Raw genomic sequence first — 24,511 nt, 5'->3', positions numbered from 1 at the left:
TTTATGTTGCGAACGTATATTCTACGTGCTATTCTTTAATTAAGTAAAGAATTTTCTTTCTATTAAATAGAATGGGGGAACTTGTGATGATTAAGCCTGCAACAATGGAGTTTGTTTCACTATCGAACGGAGAAACGATTGCATATCAGGAAGTTGGAAGGCGAAATACAGATATTCTTGTACTCATTCACGGGAACATGACATCGTCACAACATTGGGATTTAGTTATTGAAAAGTTGCAAGATCAATACCATATTTACGCTCTTGATTTAAGAGGGTTTGGACAATCAACGTATAATCAGTCGATAGATTCATTACAAGACTTTGCAGACGATGTAAAATTATTTATTGACGAGTTAAAGCTAGAGAAATTTTCATTAATGGGCTGGTCAATGGGTGGTGGCGTTGCGATGCAATTTACAGCGAATCACCCAACTTTTGTAGAAAAGTTAATTTTAGTAGAATCAGTAGGAATGAAAGGATACCCAATCTTTAAAAAAGATACGAATGGGCAGCCGATTGTATCAAGTTTAGTAAAGACGAAAGAAGAAATTGCGCAAGATCCAGTACAAATCGCTCCAGTATTAGATGCGATAAAAAATATGAACAAACTATATTACCGTACAGTATGGAATCTATTAATATATACACATAATCAACCTGAACCGGATCGTTATGAAAAGTATTTAGATGATATGTTAACGCAACGTAATTTCGTAGATGTGAATTATGCGCTCATTACATTTAATATTTCAGATGAACATAATGGGGTTGTAGAGGGAAGTAAACAAATTCATCGTATTAAAGCGCCAACACTCGTCATACAAGGTGATAGAGATTATGTCGTACCGCAAGTAGTCGGTGAGGAATTAGCGAAACATTTGCCAAATGCAGAGTTGAAGGTATTAGAAGATTGCGGACACTCGCCGTTTATTGATTGTTTAGATGTATTTATAAAACATGTAGAGGATTGGTTAGAACAGAAATAATCCCCGAAATGAGAAGTGTTGCATATACTATAACATTTGTATGTATAAGGGGAGATTATCAATGCATAAACCATCCTTAATCGCTTATTCGCCATATAATCATCATATCTATACAAAAATAATGATAGATCCGATGTATATGCAAGTTTCACCAGCTGTAGTTCCTTTACAAATGCAGCAGCCACTAACAGCTCATATGCAACATTACTTATATGGACCTTCATTTTATGAAAATCCATATTTTAAACACTTTCATTACAATGTGAAAGCGCAAGTTTGGGAAGGATAAGATAACAAGCTAAAAGGTTCATTCTTTTAGCTTGTTTTTTATTGCGAATATTCGTACACGCATTTGAAGAAACAGTTTATAATGAAAAGTGGAAGCGTGAGAAGGAGAGGGACAGAGGATGTCAATGCGTTTTACTTTTTGGATTATGGTTGGGATTGTAGCAATCTCGGGTTTGTCACAAGGAATGCTCTTACCGGCCATTGCAATGATTTTTGAACAAGAAGGGGTTAGTTCAAGTATTAATGGTATTCATGCGACGGCATTGTACATTGGGATATTAGTTATTTCGCCGTTTCTTGAAAAACCGATGCAAAGGTTTGGAATGAAGCCGATTATTGTTATAGGTGGGTTTCTCGTTATTATTTCATTATTCTTTTTTACACAAACATTTTCATTTTGGGTATGGTTTATCCTTAGATTTCTAGTTGGAGTTGGAGATCATATGCTTCATGTCGGAACACAAACATGGATCACGACAACATCAGACCCAAGTAAAATAGGGAGACAAGTATCGATATACGGTGTATTCTTTGGAATTGGTTTTGCCGTTGGTCCGTATTTAGCAAGCACTGTGCAGTACGGTCTTGCAACACCATTTATTATATCTACTATACTTTGTCTAATAGGTTGGCTTTTACTACTTCCAACAAAAAATGCATTCCCAGCGCAAGATGAAAGAGAAGTGAAGAGTGAATCATCATTTTCTCGTTATAAACAAGTTGTTGGATTAGGATGGATTGCATTGCTAGGTCCACTTGCATATGGCGTACTTGAAGCGATGTTAAACAGTAACTTACCAGTATACGCACTTCGTAAAGGGTGGTCTGTTTCAGATGTATCCTTCTTGTTACCAGCATTTGCAGTTGGGGGTATTATTACACAAATTCCGCTCGGTATATTAAGTGACAAATACGGAAGGGACCGTATATTAACGTGGACGTTTAGCATAAGTACGGGCATTTTTCTACTTGCCGCCGTATTTGATCAATATTACTGGATCGTCTTTGCCTGCATGCTTTTAGCGGGTATGGTTATTGGATCGTGCTTCTCTTTAGGGCTTGGATTTATGACTGATTTATTACCGAGACATTTACTACCGGCAGGTAATATATTATCCGGAATCGCTTTTAGTTTAGGAAGTATTATGGGACCTGTATTAGGCGGCGTATTTATAGAAAAAATACAGTATACAAGCTTTTTTATTGCGGTTATGATTATAATGGGAATTCTCGCAATGTTATATATGGTCTACATGAAAAATCAATTTGCATCAAGAAAAATAGAAAGTAGGTTAGGGCATGACAAAACAACCTAATAAAAAGAAATTTGAAGTACTTGAAAATGAAACAATTACAGACTGCTTAGCACGTATGGAACAAGAAGGCTACGCTCCGTCTCGTCGTATGGAAGAGCCAATCTTTCATGAAGTAAAGAAAGACGGCAAAACAGTAGTTGAGCCGTGCGGTAGGAAGATTGTTTTTGAAGGGAAATTGAAGTAATCCAATAACAAATTCTCTTTATAGTATAGAGCCATCCAATAGTTGGGTGGCTTGTTTTTTTATTAATCAATGAAGGAATTGAATAGAATGAATCTCTCGTTCATTTCTCCTAATGGGCTTCTTTATATGGGACAAAAGATTGCTACTTTTTTCGTATATTGGTAAAATAAGTTCTTGGGTCTTACTTATTGTTATCGGTATAATGTTTGTCGCTTGAATGAAAGAAATTAGTTACAAAAATTTCGCACTATGCAAAGGGGTACAGCAACGATCCCTTTTTTGGAGGCACTTTAAACATAAAGCGAGAGAAGAGGCTATATGAACGATTCTCCTATCTTGTTTAAATATTAAACAAGTTATTGCAATTGGAATAGGTATATCAAACTAGTCGACATCCTGATGGATCATCTTTTTCTAGTAACCTATCACTTCTGATGGAATCGATAGATTGCTAGAAAGCGGAAAACAATTATTAGTATATTCCGAAGCAGGTGTAACAGAGTGTCCTTCCATAATTAAGGGTAAAACCAAAATACGTTGTTTTAAAGAATGATTTGTTAGAACTGGTTATAAGGAATAAAACAGAAAAGAGGATCACATGTTAGATACTTTACAGAAAAGTAAAAAGTTTTTTTTAGTATGTCTTATTTTTTTAGTGCTTTTAACCGCTTGTGGTAATACAGATGTTAAGACATCTAAAGCTTCATTACCACCGGCTGAATCCAATATAGATACATCATTAAAAGCACCGAATTGGGTAGAGAAAAGTCCTATCCAACAGTCTCCTAATTTTACGGAAGATAAAAAAGTACAATCGGTTGTGAATTTAATAGCAACGGGTGATAATTTATATCATGACGCAGTAATTAAAGATGGCAAACAAAAAGACGGTTCATATGATTATAATTATATTTATGAAAATATCAAAAAAGCTGTTAAATCAAGTGATCTTGCTATAGTGAACCAGGAGACTCCGATTGCCGGAAATAATTTAAAAGTACAAGGATATCCGACTTTCAATACACCTGAAGAAGTAGGCCAATCTTTAGTGGACACTGGATTCAATATAGTGACGCAAGCGACAAATCACGCTATGGATATGGGTATTAAAGGTGTTGCGAATACAAGAGAATACTGGAAGAAATATCCGGATGTTATCCCGGTAGGTATTAATGAGAGTCAAAACGAGCGTAATGAAATAAAAACGATTACAAAAAATGGTATTCGTTTTGCGTTACTCAATTATACATATGGTACGAATGGAATTAAAATTCCAGCTGATAAGTCTTGGGCTTTAAATTTAATTGATAAAAAAGCGATACAAAATGATGTGGAAAAGGCGAAGAGTAGCTCTGATATGGTGATTGTTATGGTGCATTGGGGAGTAGAATATACCTCAACACCTTCAAAGCAACAAAAAGAAGTTGCTCAATATTTAACAGATTTAGGTGTAGATGTAGTAATTGGAAATCATCCACATGTAATTCAACCAATTGAGTGGAAACAAAATAAAGATGGACATGAAACGCTAATCTATTATTCTCTTGGAAATCTTATTTCTGCGCAAGAAAAACTAGAAACATTGGTTGGAGGATTATCTTATGTACAATTTGTTAAGTATGAAGATAAAACTTTTGGTATACGACAAGCGGCAATCGTACCGACAGTAACCGACTATGCTGATGGTAAGAAACAATTTAAAATTCAATTTTTAAAAGATTATTCGGATGAAAATTCTAAAAAACATGGAATTAAAAAATTTGTCGGCCCCGTTTCTTTGAAGGATTTCAAGGAGATTCCTAGAGACGTGTTGGGAAATTGGTATAAAGACTAATAAACAAAAAGGGAATGAGATACAATTAAAAAATTTATAATTTTAGCATTGGTATTAGCAATGGGATGGAGTCTTGCTGCTTGTAGTGGAAAGCAAACATCTCAGGCAACTACTAATAATAACGATAAAAATAAAAATGAAATACATGCGAAGAAAAAAGATGTTTTACCTATCTCTGATGTTAATGATTGGAGAATTATCCTTGTAAATAGAGAGCATATGTTATCAAAGGAACTAGGAATTGAATTAACAAGTATCACCCAAAATGCGAAGCCAAATATGAAAATAGATAGTAGAATTGCAACTTCCTATCAGGATATGGTAGCAGCTGCAAAAAAAGAGGGAATCAATCTTTATTTAAGATCAGGTTATCGAGCTATAAAATTACAACAAACTTATTATGATGCTTCAGTTAAAAGCTATAAATCTCAAGGCTTGTCGGATAAAGAGGCTAGTGCTAAGGCATTGGAATATCTTCAGTATCCTGGTGCAAGTGAACATCATACTGGATTAGCGTTAGACATTATTTCAGTTGAATGGCAGAATACTGTAGAGGATTTAAATGCAAAATTTGAAACTACCGATGCATTCAAATGGTTAGATAAGAATGCTGCAGAATATGGGTTTACTCTCCGCTATCCAAAAGATAAAGAGAATATTACTGGCATTAAGTATGAGCCATGGCACTATCGTTATGTAGGAAAAGAAGTTGCTGTTTATCTAAAAGAAAAAGGGTTAACTTTAGAGGAATATAACGAAAAAATTAAGTCTGGTAAGTAAAAATATGCTGTAATTTTATTAAACATTATGCACTGCTACAGGAAAAGGTGAATCTGAGGATGTGTTAACCTTCCGCCTAGTATTGTAAAAACTGAGTATGATAATTTGAGCACGTATGAACCAGTTATCGTGTAAAAAGATGTATGTATTAAGAAATTAAAGTTAAGGATCTGATATTCATATCAGATCCTTTTTCTATCGTTCTTTTAAGAGCGACTGAGCCAAAATATTGGAATGAATATAAAAATAAAACATCCTAAGGAATAGTATAACGAGTCCGGGAGCCTACTCGTACGCTTCATTGGGATTATCCAGAAATAGTTGTTGATGAAATAAGAAAGAACTGGTCTTACTCTCAAGCAAGGATTTAATATGAATGAATTGGATAAAAGGTAGTAATAAAAAACACTGCGCCTGGCAGTGTTTTTTATTATTTCTGCACATAAATACATAGTCATATTGATTAAAGTTTCACTTTATTGAAGAAAAATGCGAAAGCCATTCATAAAATATGGAAATGTTAAAATCCCTTTGATAAAATAGCAATATGTAAAAATAATTATTTGTTAATTCTTAATGCAATGAATATTCATGTTTAAATATACGAATTTAACTACATAGTTATTGTGCTAAAGGGGGAGAAAGATGTTAGATGAATTGTACAATGCTTTTTTAAATGCGTCTGGTTTTACAGAAAGTGCGAGGAAACGAGATCGGTATGATGATTTACATGATTATTTAAAAGATAAAGAAAGAGAGTTAAAGCAATTCATTCAAGAGGCTGAATCAGCAAAGAGAGAGTATGAGAGTAAAAGTAATGGTTTAGAAGCTAATAAAATTCCAGCAGTTGAATTTGAACAAAAACGTCATGAAAAGGATGAAGACTTAAATACAGTATTATCCTATTTTAAAAGTGCATTAAGCGATATTGGATCTGCAAAAAGTACAGCTTATGCAAAGTATTTGGAATATAAAGCGAAAGCAGAATCGGAGAAAGCGTCAGCATACGCTGCAGCGACCAAGGCTTTTGAAGAAAAGAAAAAGGAATTTGAAAACTTTATCCATTAAGCATACAAAGAATGGAGGGAACCAACATGAGTGGTAAAGAGGTTGAAATTATAGGAAGTAACACTGCAAGTGCCATTTCTTACGCACAAAACATTGAAAATGGTATGAAGGATTCTTTAAACCAAGCGAAAGACTTAAAAGCATATGTCACAGGTGCGAAATGGAATGGAAAAACGCGAGATGCTTTTTTAAGTTATCTTGATTTGATCATTCAATATAATTCAGAAATGGTAGAGGCATTTGAAGGGCATACGAAAGCTTTGAAAGAGTTAGATAAAAGCATTCAAACGTACGGAGATAAATCGGAAGTAAGGGCGATAAAACAACTGTGATGGAGAAACGAGGGATAAAAGAATGGGGAAAGAAATGAGTTTTGCACCTGCTGAATTATATGTTCTCGCAGGTGCAGCTGGGGTTACCGATATATTTGGATTGCCAAACCGTGACGCAATTATTTTACTTGATGCAGAATGTGTCACGAAAGCAACTACGAGTTTAAAAGAAAAAGGCCTACTTACAAGTGAAAATGGAATTACCCCTGCAGCTTTTCAAATAATTGAACTATTAAAGGAATATGAAAATTGTCATGAATACACGAGAATGAATAATGTATTAATTGGCTTTTTAAAAGAGGATAAAGACCGAGTGGCTGTATTAACGGAAATAGAACCAAATAAAAAATACGAGATCGACTACATACCAAAGCCAGACGTATATTTTTCATTATTAACACGCATTCCTTTCTTATTGAGAGAACCGAGGGAAATAGAAGATACATTTTTCTCAAAGAGAATGACAGAGGCAGAACAACAAACATTTGAGGAAAAAGATTTATCAAATAAAGACGTTATAGCGATAGAAACGTATACGAGGCCTCGAAGTAATAGAGGAGGAAAATGGGAATGTTTCTTATATTTTACTGAAGGAGAAGATTTCGTTCAAATAGATGTAGATCGTAATCGATATGACTGGGTGAGCCTCTATGCGGTTAATAAGAAATTGTATGACGTGTTAAAAATGCCATATAAAAAGTTAATTGACCCGAGACAATTCTCGTTAGGAGGTATTCAATAATGCAAGTATCAATGGGAGATAGTGGTTCTGGTGGTGGAGAAGAAGTATTAGTTAATTTTCAAGAACTACTTGATATAGTAATGAAGTTAGAAAATATATATAAAATCCATGTAGACGTCATTGGAACGAATATTGAGAGTTTATTAAGCTGTGATTTTTATCAAAAAGGTGAAGCGATGAGAGTAATTGAAAAATATCCTGATATATTACACAAAACACTAGAATTGGCTGAACACTATTCTAGGTCAGCGACAGTTGTAGGAAATGTATGTGTAGAAATGCTTGAAAAGGACGAACAATTACGTGAAATATTAAGTAAGTTGTAGAAATCACCATACGGCTGGGGGGATGAAAACGAGATGGATGTGAAATATAGACCTGAACCATGGCAAAACATGGGGGATGGTATGAATCGAATTACAAAAGATGCACTCATGAAATTACGGGAAGCAAATGAATCATTAAAAAGAATTGATGGAAGAATACGAGATTTAGACTCGGATGGTAGTATACATTTTAATCCTAAAGATCAATCGCAAAAAATCGGGGAATTACTTGATAGTTATACGACATTACAAAAATATTGCGGAGAAGCAGGGCGATTAGTCTCTGAACATATAGATAAACCTTTTTTAGTAGAAATGGATAAATTCGCTCAAAAAATGAGAGATACATCTATTCTCAGTTTTGAAACAAATAACCGAATTGGCTCTACAACAACGACAGTATTACCAGGTGCGCATGCGGGCTACGGAAGTGTACCACAAACAATACAGAAGAAGAAAGATAAAATAACAGTAGAAGATATTTTTAAAGATTCACCTGCATTTGATAACGTACTGAGAGCGGAGTACGAAGAACTAAAAAAACAAAATCCAGATGCAAAATTAAATTATGAAGAATACAAGAAAGTAGTCCCATCCACACGAGGATTTGAATACAAATCGATAGAAGATGAACAGAAAAAACTAGAAATGGTGCGAGACATAGGAATAGGCGTAGGAATCATCATCACAACAATCCTTTGTCCACCACTCGGGGCCGCTGCCGCAGTAGTATACGGCGCTGTACAAATAAAAAGTGGTATCGACGGAGAAGACTGGGGAACACACCGGAAATTGAGCCAAGAAGAGCGTGTAGGAAACATCATTTTTGGCGGATTAGATGCAATCCCAGTTGTGGGAGCGGTAGGAAAAGGAGTAAAAGCATTCAAAGGCACGAGTGAATTAGCTGATTTAGCAAAATTATTAAAATTCAAAGAAGGAATGCCTGGTTTTAATCCAAATTTGAGTAAAAATGTGGTACAATCATTGCGTGATAATAAAGCTATTATGCTTGACCGTTTGAAACTAGCAAGCCTTAAAATGGAGAAATCCGGAAATGAAAAGATGTATCAACTTGGCGAAAAAATAGCCAAAAGCATAGATGATAGGACAGCCAAATCAGCAAGTTTTGAAGTTGACGGAAATGGCTTACTAATATCTAAACAAGGTGGTACAGATTTCCAAAGATGGGTGAATAAGCATAGTGCAGAAAGTAATAAGATTATAGATGATAAGATTAAGGGTGTAGAGGCTTCTCTTGCTAGTAAGGGTACGGGTGAAGGACCTGTAAAAGTAAACTATGGAGAACAATATGCTAGGGAAAAACGTAAAAAGATATTAAAGCCAAATGTTGAGTATACAAGTAAAGAAGGATATACATATACAACAGATAGTCAAGGGCGTGTTGCAAGTTGCGAGGGTAGCCTTCAATTAGGTGATGGTAAGCGGAATAACTACGCTCAGAGAGTGGTAGGTGGGAATGACCGTTTGGATGATGATGACGGCGGACATTTAATTGCAACTATATTTAAAGGCTCTGGTAATATGGATAATTTAGTTCCAATGAATAGTAACTTAAACAGAGGAGAATGGAAAAAACTAGAGAATGAATGGGCTAATGCTCTTAATGATGGTGATAAAGTTAGGGTGAAAATAACGCCGAATTATAGCGGGAATTCAAAACGTCCAGACAGTTTTGTTATTAGATATAAAATTGGTGATGAAGATAGATGGAGATTAAAGAATTTTGATAATGTACCAGGAGGAAAATTAGATGAATGATGAAAAATTAAGCAAGTTATACAATGAAATAGCAGAGGTTGTAATTGATACAATTCCAGAGAAGTGGTTTAAGGTTTACCTGTATGGTGAGGTTGGGGAAGGTGCTCAAGAATCATATTTTTATTACTACCCTGAAGAGAATAGTACTCCTATTTACAGTCATAGTATTTTTGAACTCTTTAATGTCCCAGAAGAAGAATATTTTAAGAAGTGGCATCGTTTGTTAGATTGTATTAAGAGAATGAAGAAAGAGTTTATTGATAATGATCAAGAAGCTTGGACAAATTTCACTATGATTTTTGATAATACAGGAAAGTTTAATATTGACTTTAATTATGATGACCTTTCAGATGAAAATTCCCACGAGAGAATGATTATTTGGGAATATGAACATCTTGGTCTTATGCCTAAAAGTAATTCAGGGAAAAAATACTTAGAAAAGCATCTTAAAAATCTTGAAGATACAAAAAATTGAGTGCAATACCATATATGATAAAAGTTTATAGTGGTTTAACGTAAACATGCATAAGCATATATGAGAAGTGGGTAGAAAAAGAAATGGCTATTTTGAAGAGTAAACTCCATGATGGTTGTACCATCATGGAGTACTATGTACAATGATAGAAAAGAAAAAGAAGTACGAGCTTTGGCGAGATGACATTTTACTGGGTGCTGAATATAAACACATGGAATATATATTAAACTAACGAACTCGTACAAACTCGTAAGTTTTAACGTAGTAGTTGTTACCACATATAAAAGGTGTCATACTGTTACTACAAAACTTACAAATTTATGCTGCTTAAAAACAGATGAAACTTAAAGCACTTGATTGTCTATTTGAGGCAACAAGTGCTTTTTTGTGTTTTAGCGTAGAAATAATGTGGTACAATCGCCTAGGGAAAATAAGACTTTAAAGAATGCACTAGATGCTATGAAAAATACTCCTATTCCAGTAACGGTTAGGATGGTGGATACTGGAATAGGAGTGAAGCTTCCTTCAACTGTTGGAGAAGTAACTGGAAAGTTTTCAAAGGCAAGTACGGTAACTAAGGATGACGCTTATCAACTTGCTCATGGGCATAGTAAATTAGAAGGAAGTAATAAAACTAGCGGAGTGGGTAATAATAGCTCGCGTACTGACGAAATTGGAATCGAATTTAAACATAATCGGAAACATAATGAAGATGAGATTATACGACAATTAAAAAACCAAGAAGATGGACTGGGAAAATTGACAGTTTATGAGTTTATTTAGAATCGGAACCAATTTTTTAAATATGGGAGATCAAAACAAGCAAATTCAGCTCAAAGATTAACACGAAAACAAGCTGTGCAAGATAAGATTGATGAATTTATGGAAGAAGGTTTTTCATTTAGGGAAGCAGAAGAGCAAGCTTTAAAGTGGATAAAGGATAAAGCTGCATTACATGACCCAGATCAAATTGCGGGTGGAAATCCATTAAAAATAACTGGCATGGGTGATTCTAGAATTAATTCATCAATAGGTTCGCAGTGGAAAAGCAGGATTGGTAATGTGGATAAGGAAATTAGACGAGTTGCTGACACCTTATCAGAGGAAGAAAAAAATTGACATATCTTAATGTTAGATTGAAATCGGAGTAGGGGGATACTATGGAAAATATAAATGATTTTATATCTTTCGAAAAACCATCAACAGAGGTCATTGAAAAGTATACAGGGAAAGTTCCAGATCAAATAATAGATTTATGGAAATGCTATGGGTTTGGGAGTATGTTAAATGGATACTTAAGAGCAATAAACCCAGAAAAATATTTAGATATATTAAAGGAAAGTTATGTCCGTTATGAAGAAGCTATCCCAATTTTTACAACAGGTATGGGAGATATTCTTGTGTGGGAAAATAACTATTTATTATTACTTAAGTATCGAAAAGGTACGGTAGATGTAGTAGCTGGAAAATTCAAGTTTTTCTTTAAAAATACGAAAGATGATTATTTTTTAGAGAAAGTATTGGATTGGAAGCATTATCAGCAGGCATTAAATAAATACGGAAAGCTTGAAATAGATGAATGTTTTGGTTACACACCTTTACTTGCACTAGGTGGACCAGAAAAAGTAGAAAACTTACAAAAAGTCAAACTTATCGAGCATGTTTATTTAATTACTCAATTTATGGGGCTGATAGAATAATGAAAGAAGAAACTGGAAGGTGGATTAATCCTCTTTCAGTTTTTTTATTTAAAAGGCTATTAATGTAAATGAAGCTTTAAAAGATACGATTGAGTTAATGTTATAATATAGAAATGTGGTAACGAGAAACTTGGGTTAAATTTATAAAAAGTAATTTTTTATGAATTAAGGCTAACATAAATTCCTAGTATTATATAATTGAAATTAAACTAGCAAAAGGTGCGGACTCCGTAACCCCATTCGCTAAAGGTGTAGAAATACTGCTAGATGGAAGTGTCGCTAGAACTGGAACAAAACTATAGCGGGAAATTCCAAGAAGCCCATGACGCCTCAAAGGCGAGTATTCAGAGTAGGATCTCGAATTTGGAGAGTGGAGGGGTTAAGGGTACGGGTAACGCTGTTCATAGATCTGAAATTGACGAAGTAATTAAAAATAATTACGATAAAGACGGAAATTTGATTAATAGATCAATTGTGCCTAAGGGATATGATAGTGTTGAAGATTTCTTAAAACAAGTAGATGATACTACTATCAAAGAATTTGGGTATGATAGTGTTGAAGAGTTTAAATCAGTAGTAGGATATGTTGATGACTTTTTAAACGCTTCACCTAAAAATAATATAATTAATAAAGGATTGGCAGGAGGAACACATGTGCAGGGTGTAGGCTATGATGTGTTAGGTTTTCCTATTTTTAAAGGAGATAACTTAAAATTTGCGTTAAAATTAAAGGAAGAATATTATGTTATGAAAGATACAGATCAGTTTAAAGAGTGTACAAGGATATTAAAAAAGGCAATTGAAGAAGGTAAAGTATCAAGGGAACTTTTTACTCCACAACAGCTTAATCAGATTGAAAAGGGGAGAGCAAGAATAAAGGGGCTTACTTGGCACCATCATCAGGTTCCTGGAAAGATGCAATTAGTATTAACAGATATTCATGGGGTTAACCATCTTGGTGGAAATAAATTATGGGGAGAGGGTATTAGATGAGAAAAGATTTAGAGTGGGAATATGCTGATGCAGAAGTATCAGAAACTAAGATTAAAGAAATTGGATTACAATTAGGCTTCCAGTTACCTCAAGATTATATTGATTGTGTAAAAATAAATGGAGGTGCGAGTGTATTACCAGAAGAATTTAATGTAGGCAATGTAGAGCGTTGCTTTGGTAGTTTATTTAGTTTTGATGAGGAAAGTAGTGAGTACATTGTTAAAAAGTATGAAATATACAAACCTACGCTTCCGCAAAAAGTATTCCCTATTGCAATTGATCCAGCTGGAAATTTAATTTGTTTAGATTATAAAAATAATACAGAAAACCCAATTGTAGTTTTTTGGGAACATGAGAATGCTGGCGAGAAAGAAATGTTAATGCATCAAGAAGGTTTAACAGAAGCACAAGTAGAAGAACTGGCAAGAGAAAATGTATTTTTTGTTGCTAATACGTTTACAGAGTTCTTAAGTAAGTTACATGATTAATAGAAAGTCAAAATTAAAATGAACATACTACATAATATCAGTGCTATGTATACTGTTGATACAAAAGAACCTCCTTCGAAAGAAAAAGAAATTAAAGCGCTTCAGTATTTCTCAGTAATAGATGTACCTACAGAATATATAGAAATGCTTCAGCTAGCTTCAAATGTTGAAATTAATGTTAATGACCAAATGTATATTAGGATATGGGGAGCTTCGGACTGCATAGAAATGAATGAAGCTTATAAAGTGCAGAATTACCTTCTTCATTCACTCGCAATTGGTGATGATGAAGGTGGGGGTGCATTAATTTATCTACAAGGTAAAGATGGTTTTGGTATATACTATAACAGTTTTGGAAATTTGGACATGGAGGATGCAGTTAAAATTGCACCATCTTTAACCGAGTTATTAGTAAATAATGTTGGTGTGAATATCTTATTAGACATTTGAGAACATGTAGAGAATTTGGTGTTATAGTTTCATTGTAATTTGTTTTCTAATAACTATAGGGAATACAGCAAAGAAAAAATAACAATATCTATTATTAATATTCTTGGCTTAGTTTGTTAGTAAACAACCAGATACAAAAGAATACATATAAAGTATGAATAGGGATGTAGTAAAAATGACAATGATACAATTTAATTCTTATCATCAAAAAGTAGAGATAAAGAAAAGTTTAGAACTTATTAACTTAGAATATAAAAAAATTAGAGAGTATGTAAATTTTGATGTATGTTCTTTTGAGCAATTAGATGAATTTCAAGTAGGATACAGCATTGACACCGATGGAAACTCCCTTGTAACCGATGAGGAAGATACTTGGGATGCAAATTGGATTGTTATTGCATATGAAACTATGTGTGGAGATCCAATTATTATTGACTTAAGTGAGGAAGGATACCCTATATCTTCACTCATGCACGGAATGGATAGTTGGAGTGGTGGCGATTTTCTTGCAGATTCCATGGAATCATTTATTAATTTTATGAAAGATATAGGTGATTTTCTAACTGAGAAACAAGTGTTAGAAGGTAAAAGAATGATACTAACTAAAGAATTGGATATATTGTTAAATGAGTTTTTGAAAAGAAATAAATTTACTGATTTTGAAATATGGCACTCTTTATTAAGTCCGTTATTTGATATTGCAGAAGAATACGAGCAAACAATGGAGAAAAAAGTAAAAAAGATGAAGGAAGAAGGAAAGAAAATAACGGAAATTGCCCACATGCTTAATATAAAACCTAAAGAAGTGTATGAGTATATTAAGAAAGTTTAATAGTGCCTCTTCACTTTAGAGAGAATAACCAGGCACGATAATGGAGCGATACAGGCAGAAAATGCTTGGATTTTTTATAAAGCCCAAACAAAAATCTGCTGAAGAAGAATCCATTTTGATCAATCTTTTTTCAAAATGGATTCTTTTTATTTATCGTAAAACTTAGGATTAAGAGTTGTTTTTGATTAGACTTTATTTCAAAGCGAGGGCATTGGGGTTTCGAGGTAGCTCTGCATGAGTAAAGATACTTACAAAAAATCAATGAAATCCAAAAGAATATCCATAAGTGAATACGGTATGGAGAAGGGGAATGAAGGACGACGGACGCGAAAGGTGGCTACAGGGATGAAGTATGGTGAAAATACTAAGTTAGTTGAGGAAGTTATCGAGTATATACAAAAGAGAAGCTTATTTGATAGGAATGATATAAAGTTACATGAATTATTACATGACATTGAAATGACTCATGATTTTGATAAAGCACAGGAATTGGCTTGGTCTCAAGATTTGGATGTTACCCAAATCATTTGGGATGATATGAAATCGGATGAAAGTGCAAAATTATTAGAAGGAACTTATAATCCTACTATGGAATCAAAAAAAGAGATGTTATATGAAGTTTTTTCTGATAACTATAATTATTATCAGGAATTTATTTCTATTGACCATATAAATATTCTTGAAGAAGTAGAAAGAGACCTTGAGATGTGTGCACTAAATCGTTTAGTAAATGGAAAAGTGGATAATTTTTATGAAAAGGTATTTAAGGTATATAAAATGGGAGGATGGCCTTGTGGATGGAAAGGTGAGTACATGAAAGGGAAAATGATTGTCTACTTACCAAATGAAAAATGAAGGCTTACATACCGACATACTTTATGGATTTCATAAACTCTATTGTGAAACGATTATAGAGAGATGACAGGCGATACGTTTAAATATCTTGATCGTTTAGGAGGAATTATTAAATGATTAATCTATTTAATATTCCAGATTTAATAGAAAAGTCAGCAGCGAATGATATTGAAATTCAAGCAGTAGAAAATCGTATGAATGTTACATTACTTAATGTATATAAGGGATTATTGAGATGTACAAATGGCTTTTCAATCGGTGGTGGGTTACTTATTTATGGTACGGAGCATATTGCAGAGAGGAACGAGGTTTGGGAGGTAGATGAGTATGCGAGGGGGTATGTCTCAATTGGTGATGACGGTGGTGGTAATGTATTTTTAATGGCTCAACATGCAGAGGAAAAAGAGGTGGTAGTAATTGATTCTGGGGACATGAATCCAAGCCATGCTACTGTAATTACCGCTGATTTTAAAAAATGGGTGAATAGTGGTTGTGTAAGTGAAATAGAACAGAAAACAATACATAAGTCATCTGATATTTGTAATATAGTTTTAGTGAAAACTCCTAATGAAGGTTTGAAAGATTTAATAAGAATAAAGAACGTATTAGGGCTTGAGATTTCCGCAATTGATTTGTTAAAGGGTTCAAAAAATTTTCCTTATATATTAGTAGAGAGATTTCCATACGGGAAGGCGAAAAAACTCATTGAAAAATTAGCAATTGATAGTACTATACTGAGTATAGAAGTGACTGGAAAAAACAGTTAATGTTAGAGGGTAGCTTTCATACGAATAGAGAAATCGATATTGATTCAAGAGATTAAATGGAGAGAGTTAAAAATGATTATAAATGATGCAGTTTTTGGTGAGATGGCTATTGTTGAGTACTTATTTGATAATGGTGCAATATTAGATGTTAGTGATCCAAATAGAAATTCACTATTCTCAGCAATTTATGATAGGCATTTTAATATTGTAAAGAATGGTATTGATATTACTGTAAAGTATACAGGGGATACTATGAAAGATTATAAAAGATATGGGAGCTTATGAATTTGCTACTGAAAGAGGACGGAAAATTGCTGAATATTTAAAAATGTACACTTGAGGTCATATATTGAGGTAATAGAAAAGCGTGGAACCCCTACATATAATGAATGTTTCAGGTTTGTTCCTTTTCTTGGGTTAAGCGGATTATAAAGGTTGAAAACTTAGGATCATATTAATTTAATTATCCAATTCATTTAAAAGGAGAAATTTATATGGACTATCAATCTGAGGTTAAGAGATTATATAGTTGTAGATTTTTAAAAAATCAATCGGAATGTGAAGAGTTTGACAGTGTATTAGAAAACTTAGCAGATTGTACTGATAAGGAACTTATTCAAGAGTTGTGTATAGTATTTGAGGATGAAACACAAGCGGAAGAGGTTATGTTTGGTCTAGTTCATTTTATTGAAAGTTTTGAAATGGAAAAATATTTAACGGAGATGCCTAAAGCTTTACCAAAAATGGTTGAGAGTGCAAAAGAGTGGGCAATGCTACTAAACATAAGAATTTTAAATAATGATTTATATAGAAGTGAGTATGCTAAAGTACTTGTAGGAATGAATCATGATATACAACTAATGATAATTAATTTACTTAATGAAATTATTGCTGATAACCCTAAAAGATTTGAGAGGACTGCCAATGAGGTTCTTAGTCAATTACAAGAAGTTCATAAAAATAAATAAGACTTGTAGAACTACTGTATTATAGATAAAACTAAGAACACCCTAGCGAAGAGCTAGGGTGTTTGTGTTATATAGTTTCACCATATGCTTCCGAATTAGGAGCAGGAGTAATCAACGAACCTTTTGTAGCGTTTCCTATAATAGAATGTAGGTGTTTAACGTTTAAATATAGGAAGAAAAACAATTAAGCTTTTATTTTATTTAAAATGGATACTTTATTAGTAGTGAATAGTAAATAATTTTGCTTTACTGTCTTAATTAAAATACGATCAGTTGTACCATATGCTGTTCCAATTCGGATTGCGCTTTTTTCTTCAACACCAGCATATGTATTATCTTCCATTACCTCAGTGATTTCACATAATGGAATATGAATTTTAGAGAATTGCCATGAAATAATTAGTTCATCTTTTGTTTTTTCGACATTAATACCTAACATGTTACCAGAACCTTTCTATAATAAAATTTTACTCTTGCTATTTTATTATAGAAATTTATAGATAATATTTCTATTTTTTTACAGGAGGTATATAATTTTATTCCTATTATAACGAATTCTACAATAGAAAATAGAACGTATATTTGGTATAATCGAAATATACTATATGAAACGATGTACATGAGTTTGAGATTTATGAAAAAAGGCAAGTAATACATAATAATAAATACGCTATAGGATTCAGTTCATGGTATACAAATCAATCGTTAGAAAGGAAAAGAAGTATGAATCAAATTTCATTCGAAGATTTATTTGAAGAAGAAAACAAACTAGAAAAGGTGGAGGTAGCTGAGATCCCCGTACCTTTATCGCCCTTACAAAAGGATATTTTAGAGTTAATTAATTCTGAAGAAATAAGTGCACTTGAGTTATGCGAACAATTAATACGAGCTGGTAAAATATCAGATGAGAGATTCACAACGAATAAGCCTAAAGCATATGGGCAAGTATGCTTACTATTAGAAGATTTTGTTAAAGAAGAAAAGCTTATTTTTGTCAAAAATGATGAGAAAAGAGATAGAGTATATAAATTGAAAGAAGAAGATTTTAACGAATAAAATGTATAAAGTATAGTAATGAAATAAGTAAGTCCTCATATTTGTGTTGAAAGATTATTTTTACATAAGTGTGGGGATTTTTTTTGAGGGAGGATGTATGAAACCTATATTGCTAATAATTTTACGGAGCTTTTAAATAAGTTACATGATTAATAGTGGGAAAGGATTCAAACTTATCTGGCAGTGATAAATGAAAATAGTTACATAACCTTGATCCTAATAAAGTGGAGATTAAAATGAAACCGAATAATTTTACAATGGCAATGTATCCTACAGTAGCATTTAACGAAGAAGAGATATTAAATCGTCTTTTAGATGTATTGGAGTCAAATGAAAAATTTGCTCCTACTCATTGGAGGAACTGTGAAACAGTGAAGGTAGAATATAACCGTCAGGAAATTATAGAAAAAGTAATTTCGGAGCGTAGAGTATGTGAAGTTCACCTGTATCGTGATAAAACAGTGCACTAGTAACTCTAAAATCAACCATTATGTATGTTTTGGGGTTACTTGACGTTAACTCTACATCAGTAGAGTTAATAAATTATTTAAATAAAAAACTGTTAATATACAACTAGAATTAATGACGGGTTATATTCACTTAAGAATATAACCCTATTTATTAGAACCAGTAGTATATAAGGAGATTATCCCACGAGTTATTTGCAAATATTAGACGCTGTAAAAGAAAAAAATATTGACTTTTATATCATTATTGATGTTGTCCTCAATTTTCCTCATGTAGCACTTGAAAATCAGTAACAAGTGAAACAATTTTTCCTGCTTCATCGATTCCCCAATAGGAAGGATAAAATCCATCTCCATAACCTGAACGGAATATAATGATATTACTTCCTGTTTCCTCACACACCACGCAATTTCCCCAATCTTCATTATGTTCTGTTAGTATGTCATCTATAAGATCATCATACAAACTAGTAAATTCTTCTCCTAGTTCTTGTTGTAACCTGTCTTCTATTTCTTCTAATTTACCAATTGCTTCAACATCTGCAAAGCAGCCTAAGCCTGTATCAACTGGGTAACCAAAAATATATCCGTCTTCCAGTTCACTGACATTTTGTCCTGGTTTTGTTGCCATCTTCCATCCTACCGCTTTTGACTCCGACAATTTCAATTCAGCACCAGCAATGACTCCATCTTCCTTATGCCACCAAGCAACAATTGGATATGTACCTGGCTGAATTGTTTGTTCGAAGTGATTTTCATTAAAAATAAGAGGATCACAAGCGACAATTTTACCTGAAGTAACTTTCAACTGTTCTAGTGCTTCGGAACGCAGAGCCTCACTATCCGGTTTAGATAATTCACGTAATAACTTTGACATAATGTTTCTCTCCCTTTCCTTTTAAAATCTTTGTTGGTGCTGCCTCCCATATATTTTTATATGAGTTACATTTGTGTTCTGTGGTATTTCTAGCGCCTTTGTATGTTTCTATAACTTCAATATTATCGCTATGAACTTCTAAAAACTCTGCGGCATATCGTACCTGCGTTTTTCTAATATTTCCGCAACATATTCTTCATGCGTTTTACGTTTTCGGATATATTGCCCCGTACAAGTGTAGATAGAACAAACCTTTATTCATTGAAAAATATAACAAATGAATTTGACTTTAAAATTAGACCCAGTGTTGAGGATGTAAATAATAATCCACCCGTTGATTATATTATTTTAAGGGTGAAAATGCATTAATTAAAAATTCAATAAAAGAAGATCGAACTAGATAGTCTTTCTAGATTAATCTTCTTATTTTATATTCTCAAGGGATATCCCACTTCACTGCGACTCATTGCAATATGTCTACTTCTGTGACACATTACACAATTGTACAGAGATAATGAAGTAATATGAAAAAAAATATAAAGATTTAAATTTAATCCTATATATTTTTTATAAATTCTAAAAGTAAATCCCTTATTTTTGGTATGATTGACAGAGACTATTTAATTTCTTATGAATATTCTTGAAAAGGAAGTCATGCTGTATGAAATCAATAAATGTAAATGGGAATATATATTATATTGAATCTGTTCCTTTTGAAGATAAGAGTGAGCAGGATGAAGAAGGATACTACGAATATTTTTACAAAGGAGTCAATTTATCGTTTCACTCGGACAAAGAAATAATTAAAGCCCGAATTTATGACGACGAAGAAATAATATATTTCTTAAAAAATCCATTTCTTGCTTTTGGTAAAGATTTTGAAGCTATAAAAGTATATATAATTAAAGAATATGATGTAAATAAATTTAAAATTCCAGGTGAAAAAAAGCCTATATAGAATTATAGCTATAATTCTATATAGGCGTTACCATGACCAATTATAATAAAACAGGAAAACTCACAAAGTACTTATGCCTGTGGGCTATGAAAGGAATGTATTCGAAATTGAGTAAATCAAGTGAAATAAGTAGATTTGAAAATAGATTCTCAGAAAATGTGATTGAAATAGCAGCTGTCACAGGGGCATTAGGAATCGGTGCATCAAAAGGCGGTGACAACATTTTGTGGACTGCGTCAATTGATTTGATTGCGTGGAAAGAAAAGACTTACATAACAATGAAACGATTAGAAAAGAAGACATACGACTGGCATGGTTGGTTGATGATGCAATTAGTTATTTCGGATAAACGTGATGTGATTTGTTAGGAGGTGAAGTTAAATGAGAAATGATTTAACATGGCCAGTACCGGATGAGACAGTTTCAGCAGAATATATAGACAATGTGGGAAAAGGGATAGGGTATATATTTCCAAGTGACTATGTAGAATGTGCTACAAATAATAATGGTTCAGCTGTATTACCTTATAAATTTGAAATAGATACGATAACAAAGGCATTTGGAACTTTACTTTCTTATGATGTAGATAGTAGAGAATATATCGTTAAAGTATATAACCAGTATATTTCTACTCTACCAAATGAATTGGTGCCATTCGCATTTGACCCAGCAGGAAGTTTAATCTGCTTTGATTATAAAAATCATAAAGAAGATCCAATTGTCGTCTTTTGGGAACATGAGGGGGCATGGGAAAAGGAAACATTGATGGAAAGTGAAGGGATTACGGCTGAGGAAGCAGAGGAAAGAGCAAGAGAAAATGTATACCATATTGCTAATAATTTTACGGAGTTTTTAAATAAGTTACATGATTAATAATATTATTCATATGAAATGGTTCGTATAAATGTAAGCAGCAATAAAAGGAGAGAGAATGATGGACTTAGAGCATTTAAAAAAAGATATTTGGTATGGAAAAGTTTCTAATCATACAATTGAAACTCTTAAGTCTAACTTAAGGGATAGTGCAACAGAGACAGAATCCTTTATTTTAATTAACGAATTGTTAAAGTTAGGTGATTTCTCCGTAAAGGGGTTACTAATTGAACTTATGAATAGTACTCGAAATGAGCTTGTTTTGCATTTATGCACTAGACTATTTTGTTCAGTAGCTACTCATGATGATTTATTAGAAACGAATAATTTGAAATTCCTTTCAAGTGCTTCAGAGGATGGAGTTCATAATTTTGTAGTAAGTGCTAGTGAAACTCTTTCATATCATGTAGTACCATATCTTTTAGCATTACTAGAAGAGTGGGAAGATACCTTTGTTGAAAAAGCTATAAGAAATGAACTTTCATGGATGCTTGGAATTAAGGACGAGTATTATGAAGTATCGTTAGAAGAATTTAATGAAGCTTATTCTAAATTTATCGAAAATAACGATACGCAAGAATACTATTATCGTAATAGACTATCTTTTCCTGGAGATTTGGCAAAGGAGTTAGTTTCGGAAGTTATGAGTTCTTTAAGAGATAGAACTACTTATAATGTTGTTACTATACCTTCCGTTTTATCAATTTGGAGTGGAATCAAATGTCCTATTCAATACGATACGATAATAACAAATGAAAAAAATAGAGAGTTGATGTCATATATCGATGTTTTAACAAAGAAAGAATGGAAGATTGGTAAAAAGTATTTTTATGGACATGTAGTCGTATAAGAAAGCAATATACGAGTAAAATCGAATACAGAGTGTATGATATACAGGAGGATAAAATGATCTCACCACAAGATTTTTTAGTGAATTGGAATGAAGAAATATACGGTTTAATTCATTATAATGAAAAAATCATTCACTCGTTTTCCTTCTCGAAAGAAACGAAAGACTTCTTAATTAAAGCAGGTTTTCCCGAGTCTGCTCCTCCATTTCTTACATTTGAATCTGCGGATAACGGTGGCGGGATAAGGTTGAGCAAGATACAAAATGAATTAGGTACGATGTATGATAAGTTTATATATTTTGGATTTACTGGTAGTGGGAATCCAATCTGTATTGATGAATCTAAATCACAACTCGTATATATAGATTATGACAATGAAAATAAAGTCGTTCTTATAAATAGTACGATAGAGAAGTTTGCAGAATCTTTACTTGTCTATGTGGAATTTATAAAAGAAGTAAAGGCTGCCAATGGAAGAAAGGCTTATATTGAAAAAAATATACCTGAAGATTTGGTGGAGTGGATTTCTAGTGCACTTCAAGAAATTGATGCAGTTGCTTTAACGGAAGGATGTTTTTGGACAGAAGAACTAGGGAGTTTTAGTGAATAAGTGTAGATAATACTAGATGGTATTTTTAGTGTGGGAAAAATAAAAATACATCTAGTAGCCCAATTAAATCTTAAAAGACATAAACACATCAAGAAGGTGAAAAAATGATATTACCAGAGGATTTTCGGGAGAAATGGGATGTTAATAAAGATGGCCCACTCATTACATTTCCTGAAAAAGAATTAATAAACAAAAACTTTTCAGCTGAAGTGAAACGATTTTTGTCTATAGGAGGCTTGCCAGAAACACCGCCACCATATTTAGAATTTACTTCATCTCAGTCTTTCGTAAGGTCTATTATAAATGTATTTCATATGCCAGAAGAGTTTCGAAAATATTGGTATTTAGGAACAACAAGTTCTGGAGATCCAATTTGTATAATTGAAAAACAAGAAAAAATAGTATTTCTAAATAATAGTGATGCGTATAAAGAAGTGTTTATGAATTCTTCTATACAACAATTTGCAGCATGTTTATTAGTATATTCAAAAATGATTGATAAGGCAGTAGAGATAAATGATAAATGGTGAGGATGCCTTTATCGATAATAATATACCAGATTGTACAATAAGTTGGTTGAAGGAAGAAGTGAAAAAAATTGATGATAAGTGTATGGAAAAGGGTTCTTTTTGGTGTATGGAAATTGAGAGCTTATATGAATAATTAGAAGTGAAAGAAAAGAATAAATGGAGTACAAAGAAGAAAGTGACCGTATTTGAACTGATATTCTTTGTATTTATTGGATTATCTATTATCGAAGGGTATCAGAATAGTAAACTAGTTGAAGAAGGTACATCATTACATGCAGAAATTGTAGGTAGGCATGTAGAGGAGGAATTCATATTTACACACCCAACATTAGTAGTTGAGGTAGACGGTAAAAAGCATAATGTATGGGTAAGTGAAGAGACATATAACGGAGCAGAGTGGTTAGGTAGACTAAAAGTCATCAAAACAAAAGATGGTAAAGTGGAGAAAGACCCTAGATATGAGGGTGAAGACTTAATCACGAGTTATTAAGGGACAAGATAAGGTTCCTATAGTGGTAGAAAGAAATGGTTCACTATTTGTTTTAAATAATGTAAGTGGAAAGAACGAATTCGAGGATTTCGAACGTGGTTGTTTATAGAGGTTTCGAATAGTTTAAATGAGTTGATTTCTAGTTTGAGATTACAAAAATAGTAAAGTGAAGAATGTTTATATGAATTATAGACCGGCTAGAGGGGCGTGGAAAAGTGGAATATAGTGGAATGGCTTCAGTTTGGTTTGGAATTTCTAAATCACTCCAAAATCTTGAGGAGTATGTCGATATAGATTACACGATAGATGGTGATTCAGTTCATTCAAAGTTTGGGACGAGCTTTGAATTCGGTTATTATGATGAAGATAATATTGAAATTTGTTTTTATAAGAATAATAAAAGGGAAATTGAACATATTTTAAATGATTTTTCTTATAGTGAACGAATTATTCCTAAAATAAAAAAGCTAGTAAATGGAGATAGTTTAGCGAACGATATTAACTTTGCTATTGTTCTTTATGATTTTAAATATAATGAAGTGAAAAGAGAGGATATGTTTGATGGTTTAGAGGTTACATTTATTGGTTCTATGCCGTACAGGTAGTTTGCAGGGAGCTGCAAATTCATTTCAT

Annotated in this window: 27 protein-coding genes and 8 pseudogenes; 33 read left to right on the top strand and 2 right to left on the bottom strand. The window is 32.9% G+C overall.

What is annotated here, in order from left to right:
* Window positions 1-86: 86 nt before the first annotated feature.
* The 22 genes and pseudogenes from phaZ (at window position 87) to MHH55_RS10350 (ending at window position 17,166) form a co-directional block, all read left to right on the top strand.
* The gene (gene phaZ / locus MHH55_RS10455; protein WP_000594877.1) at window positions 87-989 is read left to right on the top strand and encodes an intracellular short-chain-length polyhydroxyalkanoate depolymerase; all 903 of its coding nucleotides are present in this window, start codon (window positions 87-89) and stop codon (window positions 987-989) included.
* Between the two features lie 61 nt (window positions 990-1,050).
* Complete coding sequence (locus MHH55_RS10450; protein ID WP_000549500.1) at window positions 1,051-1,278, top strand: hypothetical protein; 228 nt, start codon at window positions 1,051-1,053, stop codon at window positions 1,276-1,278.
* A gap of 118 nt (window positions 1,279-1,396) precedes the next feature.
* Window positions 1,397-2,593: an MFS transporter gene (locus MHH55_RS10445; protein WP_000062798.1), complete on the top strand. Its 1,197-nt coding sequence runs from the start codon at window positions 1,397-1,399 to the stop codon at window positions 2,591-2,593.
* The gene (locus tag MHH55_RS10440) at window positions 2,577-2,777 is read left to right on the top strand and encodes an NETI motif-containing protein (RefSeq protein WP_000166303.1); all 201 of its coding nucleotides are present in this window, start codon (window positions 2,577-2,579) and stop codon (window positions 2,775-2,777) included. Before MHH55_RS10445 ends, MHH55_RS10440 begins: the two co-directional genes overlap by 17 nt.
* Before the next feature lie 598 nt (window positions 2,778-3,375).
* On the top strand, window positions 3,376-4,611 hold the full coding sequence (locus MHH55_RS10435; RefSeq protein ID WP_000887591.1) for a CapA family protein: 1,236 nt from the start codon (window positions 3,376-3,378) through the stop codon (window positions 4,609-4,611).
* A 48-nt stretch (window positions 4,612-4,659) separates the two neighbouring features.
* Window positions 4,660-5,391, top strand: a complete 732-nt coding sequence (locus MHH55_RS10430; protein WP_000241986.1) for a M15 family metallopeptidase — start codon at window positions 4,660-4,662, stop codon at window positions 5,389-5,391.
* Window positions 5,392-6,036: 645 nt separating this feature from the next.
* Window positions 6,037-6,459 carry a hypothetical protein gene (locus MHH55_RS10425; RefSeq protein WP_000883462.1) on the top strand — a complete coding sequence of 141 codons (423 nt, stop codon included), beginning with the start codon at window positions 6,037-6,039 and terminating at the stop codon, window positions 6,457-6,459.
* 26 nt (window positions 6,460-6,485) lie between these two features.
* Complete coding sequence (locus MHH55_RS10420; protein WP_000014535.1) at window positions 6,486-6,791, top strand: WXG100 family type VII secretion target; 306 nt, start codon at window positions 6,486-6,488, stop codon at window positions 6,789-6,791.
* A gap of 22 nt (window positions 6,792-6,813) precedes the next feature.
* Window positions 6,814-7,533, top strand: a complete 720-nt coding sequence (locus tag MHH55_RS10415; RefSeq protein WP_000514121.1) for a DUF5081 family protein — start codon at window positions 6,814-6,816, stop codon at window positions 7,531-7,533.
* A complete protein-coding gene (locus MHH55_RS10410; protein WP_001198201.1) occupies window positions 7,533-7,859 on the top strand; it encodes a hypothetical protein in 327 nt (108 codons plus the stop codon). Before MHH55_RS10415 ends, MHH55_RS10410 begins: the two co-directional genes overlap by 1 nt.
* A gap of 33 nt (window positions 7,860-7,892) precedes the next feature.
* Complete coding sequence (locus tag MHH55_RS10405; RefSeq protein ID WP_078186756.1) at window positions 7,893-9,638, top strand: DNA/RNA non-specific endonuclease; 1,746 nt, start codon at window positions 7,893-7,895, stop codon at window positions 9,636-9,638.
* Window positions 9,631-10,113: an antitoxin YezG family protein gene (locus tag MHH55_RS10400; protein ID WP_000997350.1), complete on the top strand. Its 483-nt coding sequence runs from the start codon at window positions 9,631-9,633 to the stop codon at window positions 10,111-10,113. Before MHH55_RS10405 ends, MHH55_RS10400 begins: the two co-directional genes overlap by 8 nt.
* Before the next feature lie 405 nt (window positions 10,114-10,518).
* Window positions 10,519-11,264, top strand: a pseudogene (locus MHH55_RS10395) (polymorphic toxin type 15 domain-containing protein); the annotation flags it as partial.
* A 9-nt stretch (window positions 11,265-11,273) separates the two neighbouring features.
* Window positions 11,274-11,813, top strand: a complete 540-nt coding sequence (locus tag MHH55_RS10390) for a T6SS immunity protein Tdi1 domain-containing protein (protein WP_000427867.1) — start codon at window positions 11,274-11,276, stop codon at window positions 11,811-11,813.
* Between the two features lie 203 nt (window positions 11,814-12,016).
* Window positions 12,017-12,806, top strand: a pseudogene (locus MHH55_RS10385) (HNH endonuclease).
* Complete coding sequence (locus tag MHH55_RS10380) at window positions 12,803-13,294, top strand: SMI1/KNR4 family protein (RefSeq protein ID WP_078186757.1); 492 nt, start codon at window positions 12,803-12,805, stop codon at window positions 13,292-13,294. Before MHH55_RS10385 ends, MHH55_RS10380 begins: the two are co-directional and overlap by 4 nt.
* Window positions 13,295-13,312: 18 nt before the next feature.
* Window positions 13,313-13,744, top strand: coding sequence for an SMI1/KNR4 family protein (locus tag MHH55_RS10375; RefSeq protein WP_078186758.1), 432 nt, complete (start codon window positions 13,313-13,315; stop codon window positions 13,742-13,744).
* Between the two features lie 175 nt (window positions 13,745-13,919).
* A complete protein-coding gene (locus tag MHH55_RS10370) occupies window positions 13,920-14,576 on the top strand; it encodes an SMI1/KNR4 family protein (protein ID WP_078186759.1) in 657 nt (218 codons plus the stop codon).
* A 345-nt stretch (window positions 14,577-14,921) separates the two neighbouring features.
* Window positions 14,922-15,431 carry a cytoplasmic protein gene (locus tag MHH55_RS10365; RefSeq protein ID WP_098915041.1) on the top strand — a complete coding sequence of 170 codons (510 nt, stop codon included), beginning with the start codon at window positions 14,922-14,924 and terminating at the stop codon, window positions 15,429-15,431.
* A 113-nt stretch (window positions 15,432-15,544) separates the two neighbouring features.
* On the top strand, window positions 15,545-16,198 hold the full coding sequence (locus MHH55_RS10360; protein ID WP_078186760.1) for an SMI1/KNR4 family protein: 654 nt from the start codon (window positions 15,545-15,547) through the stop codon (window positions 16,196-16,198).
* Between the two features lie 87 nt (window positions 16,199-16,285).
* Window positions 16,286-16,538 (top strand): annotated as a pseudogene (locus tag MHH55_RS10355) (ankyrin repeat domain-containing protein); the annotation flags it as partial.
* Between the two features lie 154 nt (window positions 16,539-16,692).
* A complete protein-coding gene (locus tag MHH55_RS10350) occupies window positions 16,693-17,166 on the top strand; it encodes an Imm30 family immunity protein (RefSeq protein WP_078186761.1) in 474 nt (157 codons plus the stop codon).
* 184 nt (window positions 17,167-17,350) lie between these two features.
* On the opposite strand, the gene MHH55_RS10345 is transcribed toward MHH55_RS10350, so the two are convergent.
* Window positions 17,351-17,605 carry a SunI/YnzG family protein gene (locus MHH55_RS10345; RefSeq protein ID WP_025708727.1) on the bottom strand — a complete coding sequence of 85 codons (255 nt, stop codon included), beginning with the start codon at window positions 17,603-17,605 and terminating at the stop codon, window positions 17,351-17,353.
* Window positions 17,606-17,889: 284 nt separating this feature from the next.
* On the opposite strand from MHH55_RS10345, the gene MHH55_RS10340 reads away from it, so the two are divergent.
* Window positions 17,890-18,222 carry a DUF3895 domain-containing protein gene (locus tag MHH55_RS10340; RefSeq protein ID WP_078186762.1) on the top strand — a complete coding sequence of 111 codons (333 nt, stop codon included), beginning with the start codon at window positions 17,890-17,892 and terminating at the stop codon, window positions 18,220-18,222.
* 236 nt (window positions 18,223-18,458) lie between these two features.
* A pseudogene (locus tag MHH55_RS10335) lies at window positions 18,459-18,689 on the top strand (hypothetical protein); the annotation flags it as partial.
* A 259-nt stretch (window positions 18,690-18,948) separates the two neighbouring features.
* Here the strand turns inward: MHH55_RS10335 and MHH55_RS10330 are convergent.
* Window positions 18,949-19,566, bottom strand: coding sequence for a DUF4241 domain-containing protein (locus tag MHH55_RS10330; RefSeq protein WP_074555360.1), 618 nt, complete (start codon window positions 19,564-19,566; stop codon window positions 18,949-18,951).
* A 661-nt stretch (window positions 19,567-20,227) separates the two neighbouring features.
* On the opposite strand from MHH55_RS10330, the gene MHH55_RS10325 reads away from it, so the two are divergent.
* The 9 genes and pseudogenes from MHH55_RS10325 to MHH55_RS10285 all read left to right on the top strand — a co-directional run bounded on the left by MHH55_RS10325 (window position 20,228) and on the right by MHH55_RS10285 (window position 24,483).
* Entirely contained in the window at window positions 20,228-20,524 is a 297-nt protein-coding gene (locus MHH55_RS10325; RefSeq protein ID WP_002024464.1) for a hypothetical protein, read from the top strand.
* A gap of 86 nt (window positions 20,525-20,610) precedes the next feature.
* Window positions 20,611-20,855, top strand: a pseudogene (locus MHH55_RS10320) (DUF7021 domain-containing protein); the annotation flags it as partial.
* A 50-nt stretch (window positions 20,856-20,905) separates the two neighbouring features.
* The gene (locus tag MHH55_RS10315) at window positions 20,906-21,397 is read left to right on the top strand and encodes an SMI1/KNR4 family protein (protein WP_078186525.1); all 492 of its coding nucleotides are present in this window, start codon (window positions 20,906-20,908) and stop codon (window positions 21,395-21,397) included.
* Window positions 21,398-21,458: 61 nt separating this feature from the next.
* Window positions 21,459-22,247 carry an Imm47 family immunity protein gene (gene imm47 / locus MHH55_RS10310; protein ID WP_130055583.1) on the top strand — a complete coding sequence of 263 codons (789 nt, stop codon included), beginning with the start codon at window positions 21,459-21,461 and terminating at the stop codon, window positions 22,245-22,247.
* Window positions 22,248-22,303: 56 nt separating this feature from the next.
* Window positions 22,304-22,858 (top strand): SUKH-4 family immunity protein, encoded by a 555-nt coding sequence (locus MHH55_RS10305; RefSeq protein ID WP_048525241.1) that lies wholly within the window; start codon window positions 22,304-22,306, stop codon window positions 22,856-22,858.
* Between the two features lie 104 nt (window positions 22,859-22,962).
* Window positions 22,963-23,521, top strand: a pseudogene (locus MHH55_RS10300) (SUKH-4 family immunity protein).
* A 3-nt stretch (window positions 23,522-23,524) separates the two neighbouring features.
* Window positions 23,525-23,878, top strand: a pseudogene (locus MHH55_RS10295) (hypothetical protein); the annotation flags it as partial.
* A gap of 7 nt (window positions 23,879-23,885) precedes the next feature.
* A pseudogene (locus MHH55_RS10290) lies at window positions 23,886-24,040 on the top strand (SecY-interacting protein Syd); the annotation flags it as partial.
* Window positions 24,041-24,093: 53 nt separating this feature from the next.
* Window positions 24,094-24,483 (top strand): immunity 22 family protein, encoded by a 390-nt coding sequence (locus tag MHH55_RS10285; RefSeq protein WP_242245201.1) that lies wholly within the window; start codon window positions 24,094-24,096, stop codon window positions 24,481-24,483.
* The last annotated feature ends 28 nt before the right edge of the window (window positions 24,484-24,511 follow it).

It is taken from the genome of Bacillus sp. FSL K6-2944, from assembly GCF_038005385.1.
Lineage (GTDB): Bacteria > Bacillota > Bacilli > Bacillales > Bacillaceae_G > Bacillus_A > Bacillus_A cereus.
Note: the sequence above shows the minus strand (reverse complement) of the source record. Positions and strands in the feature narration are given on the sequence as shown.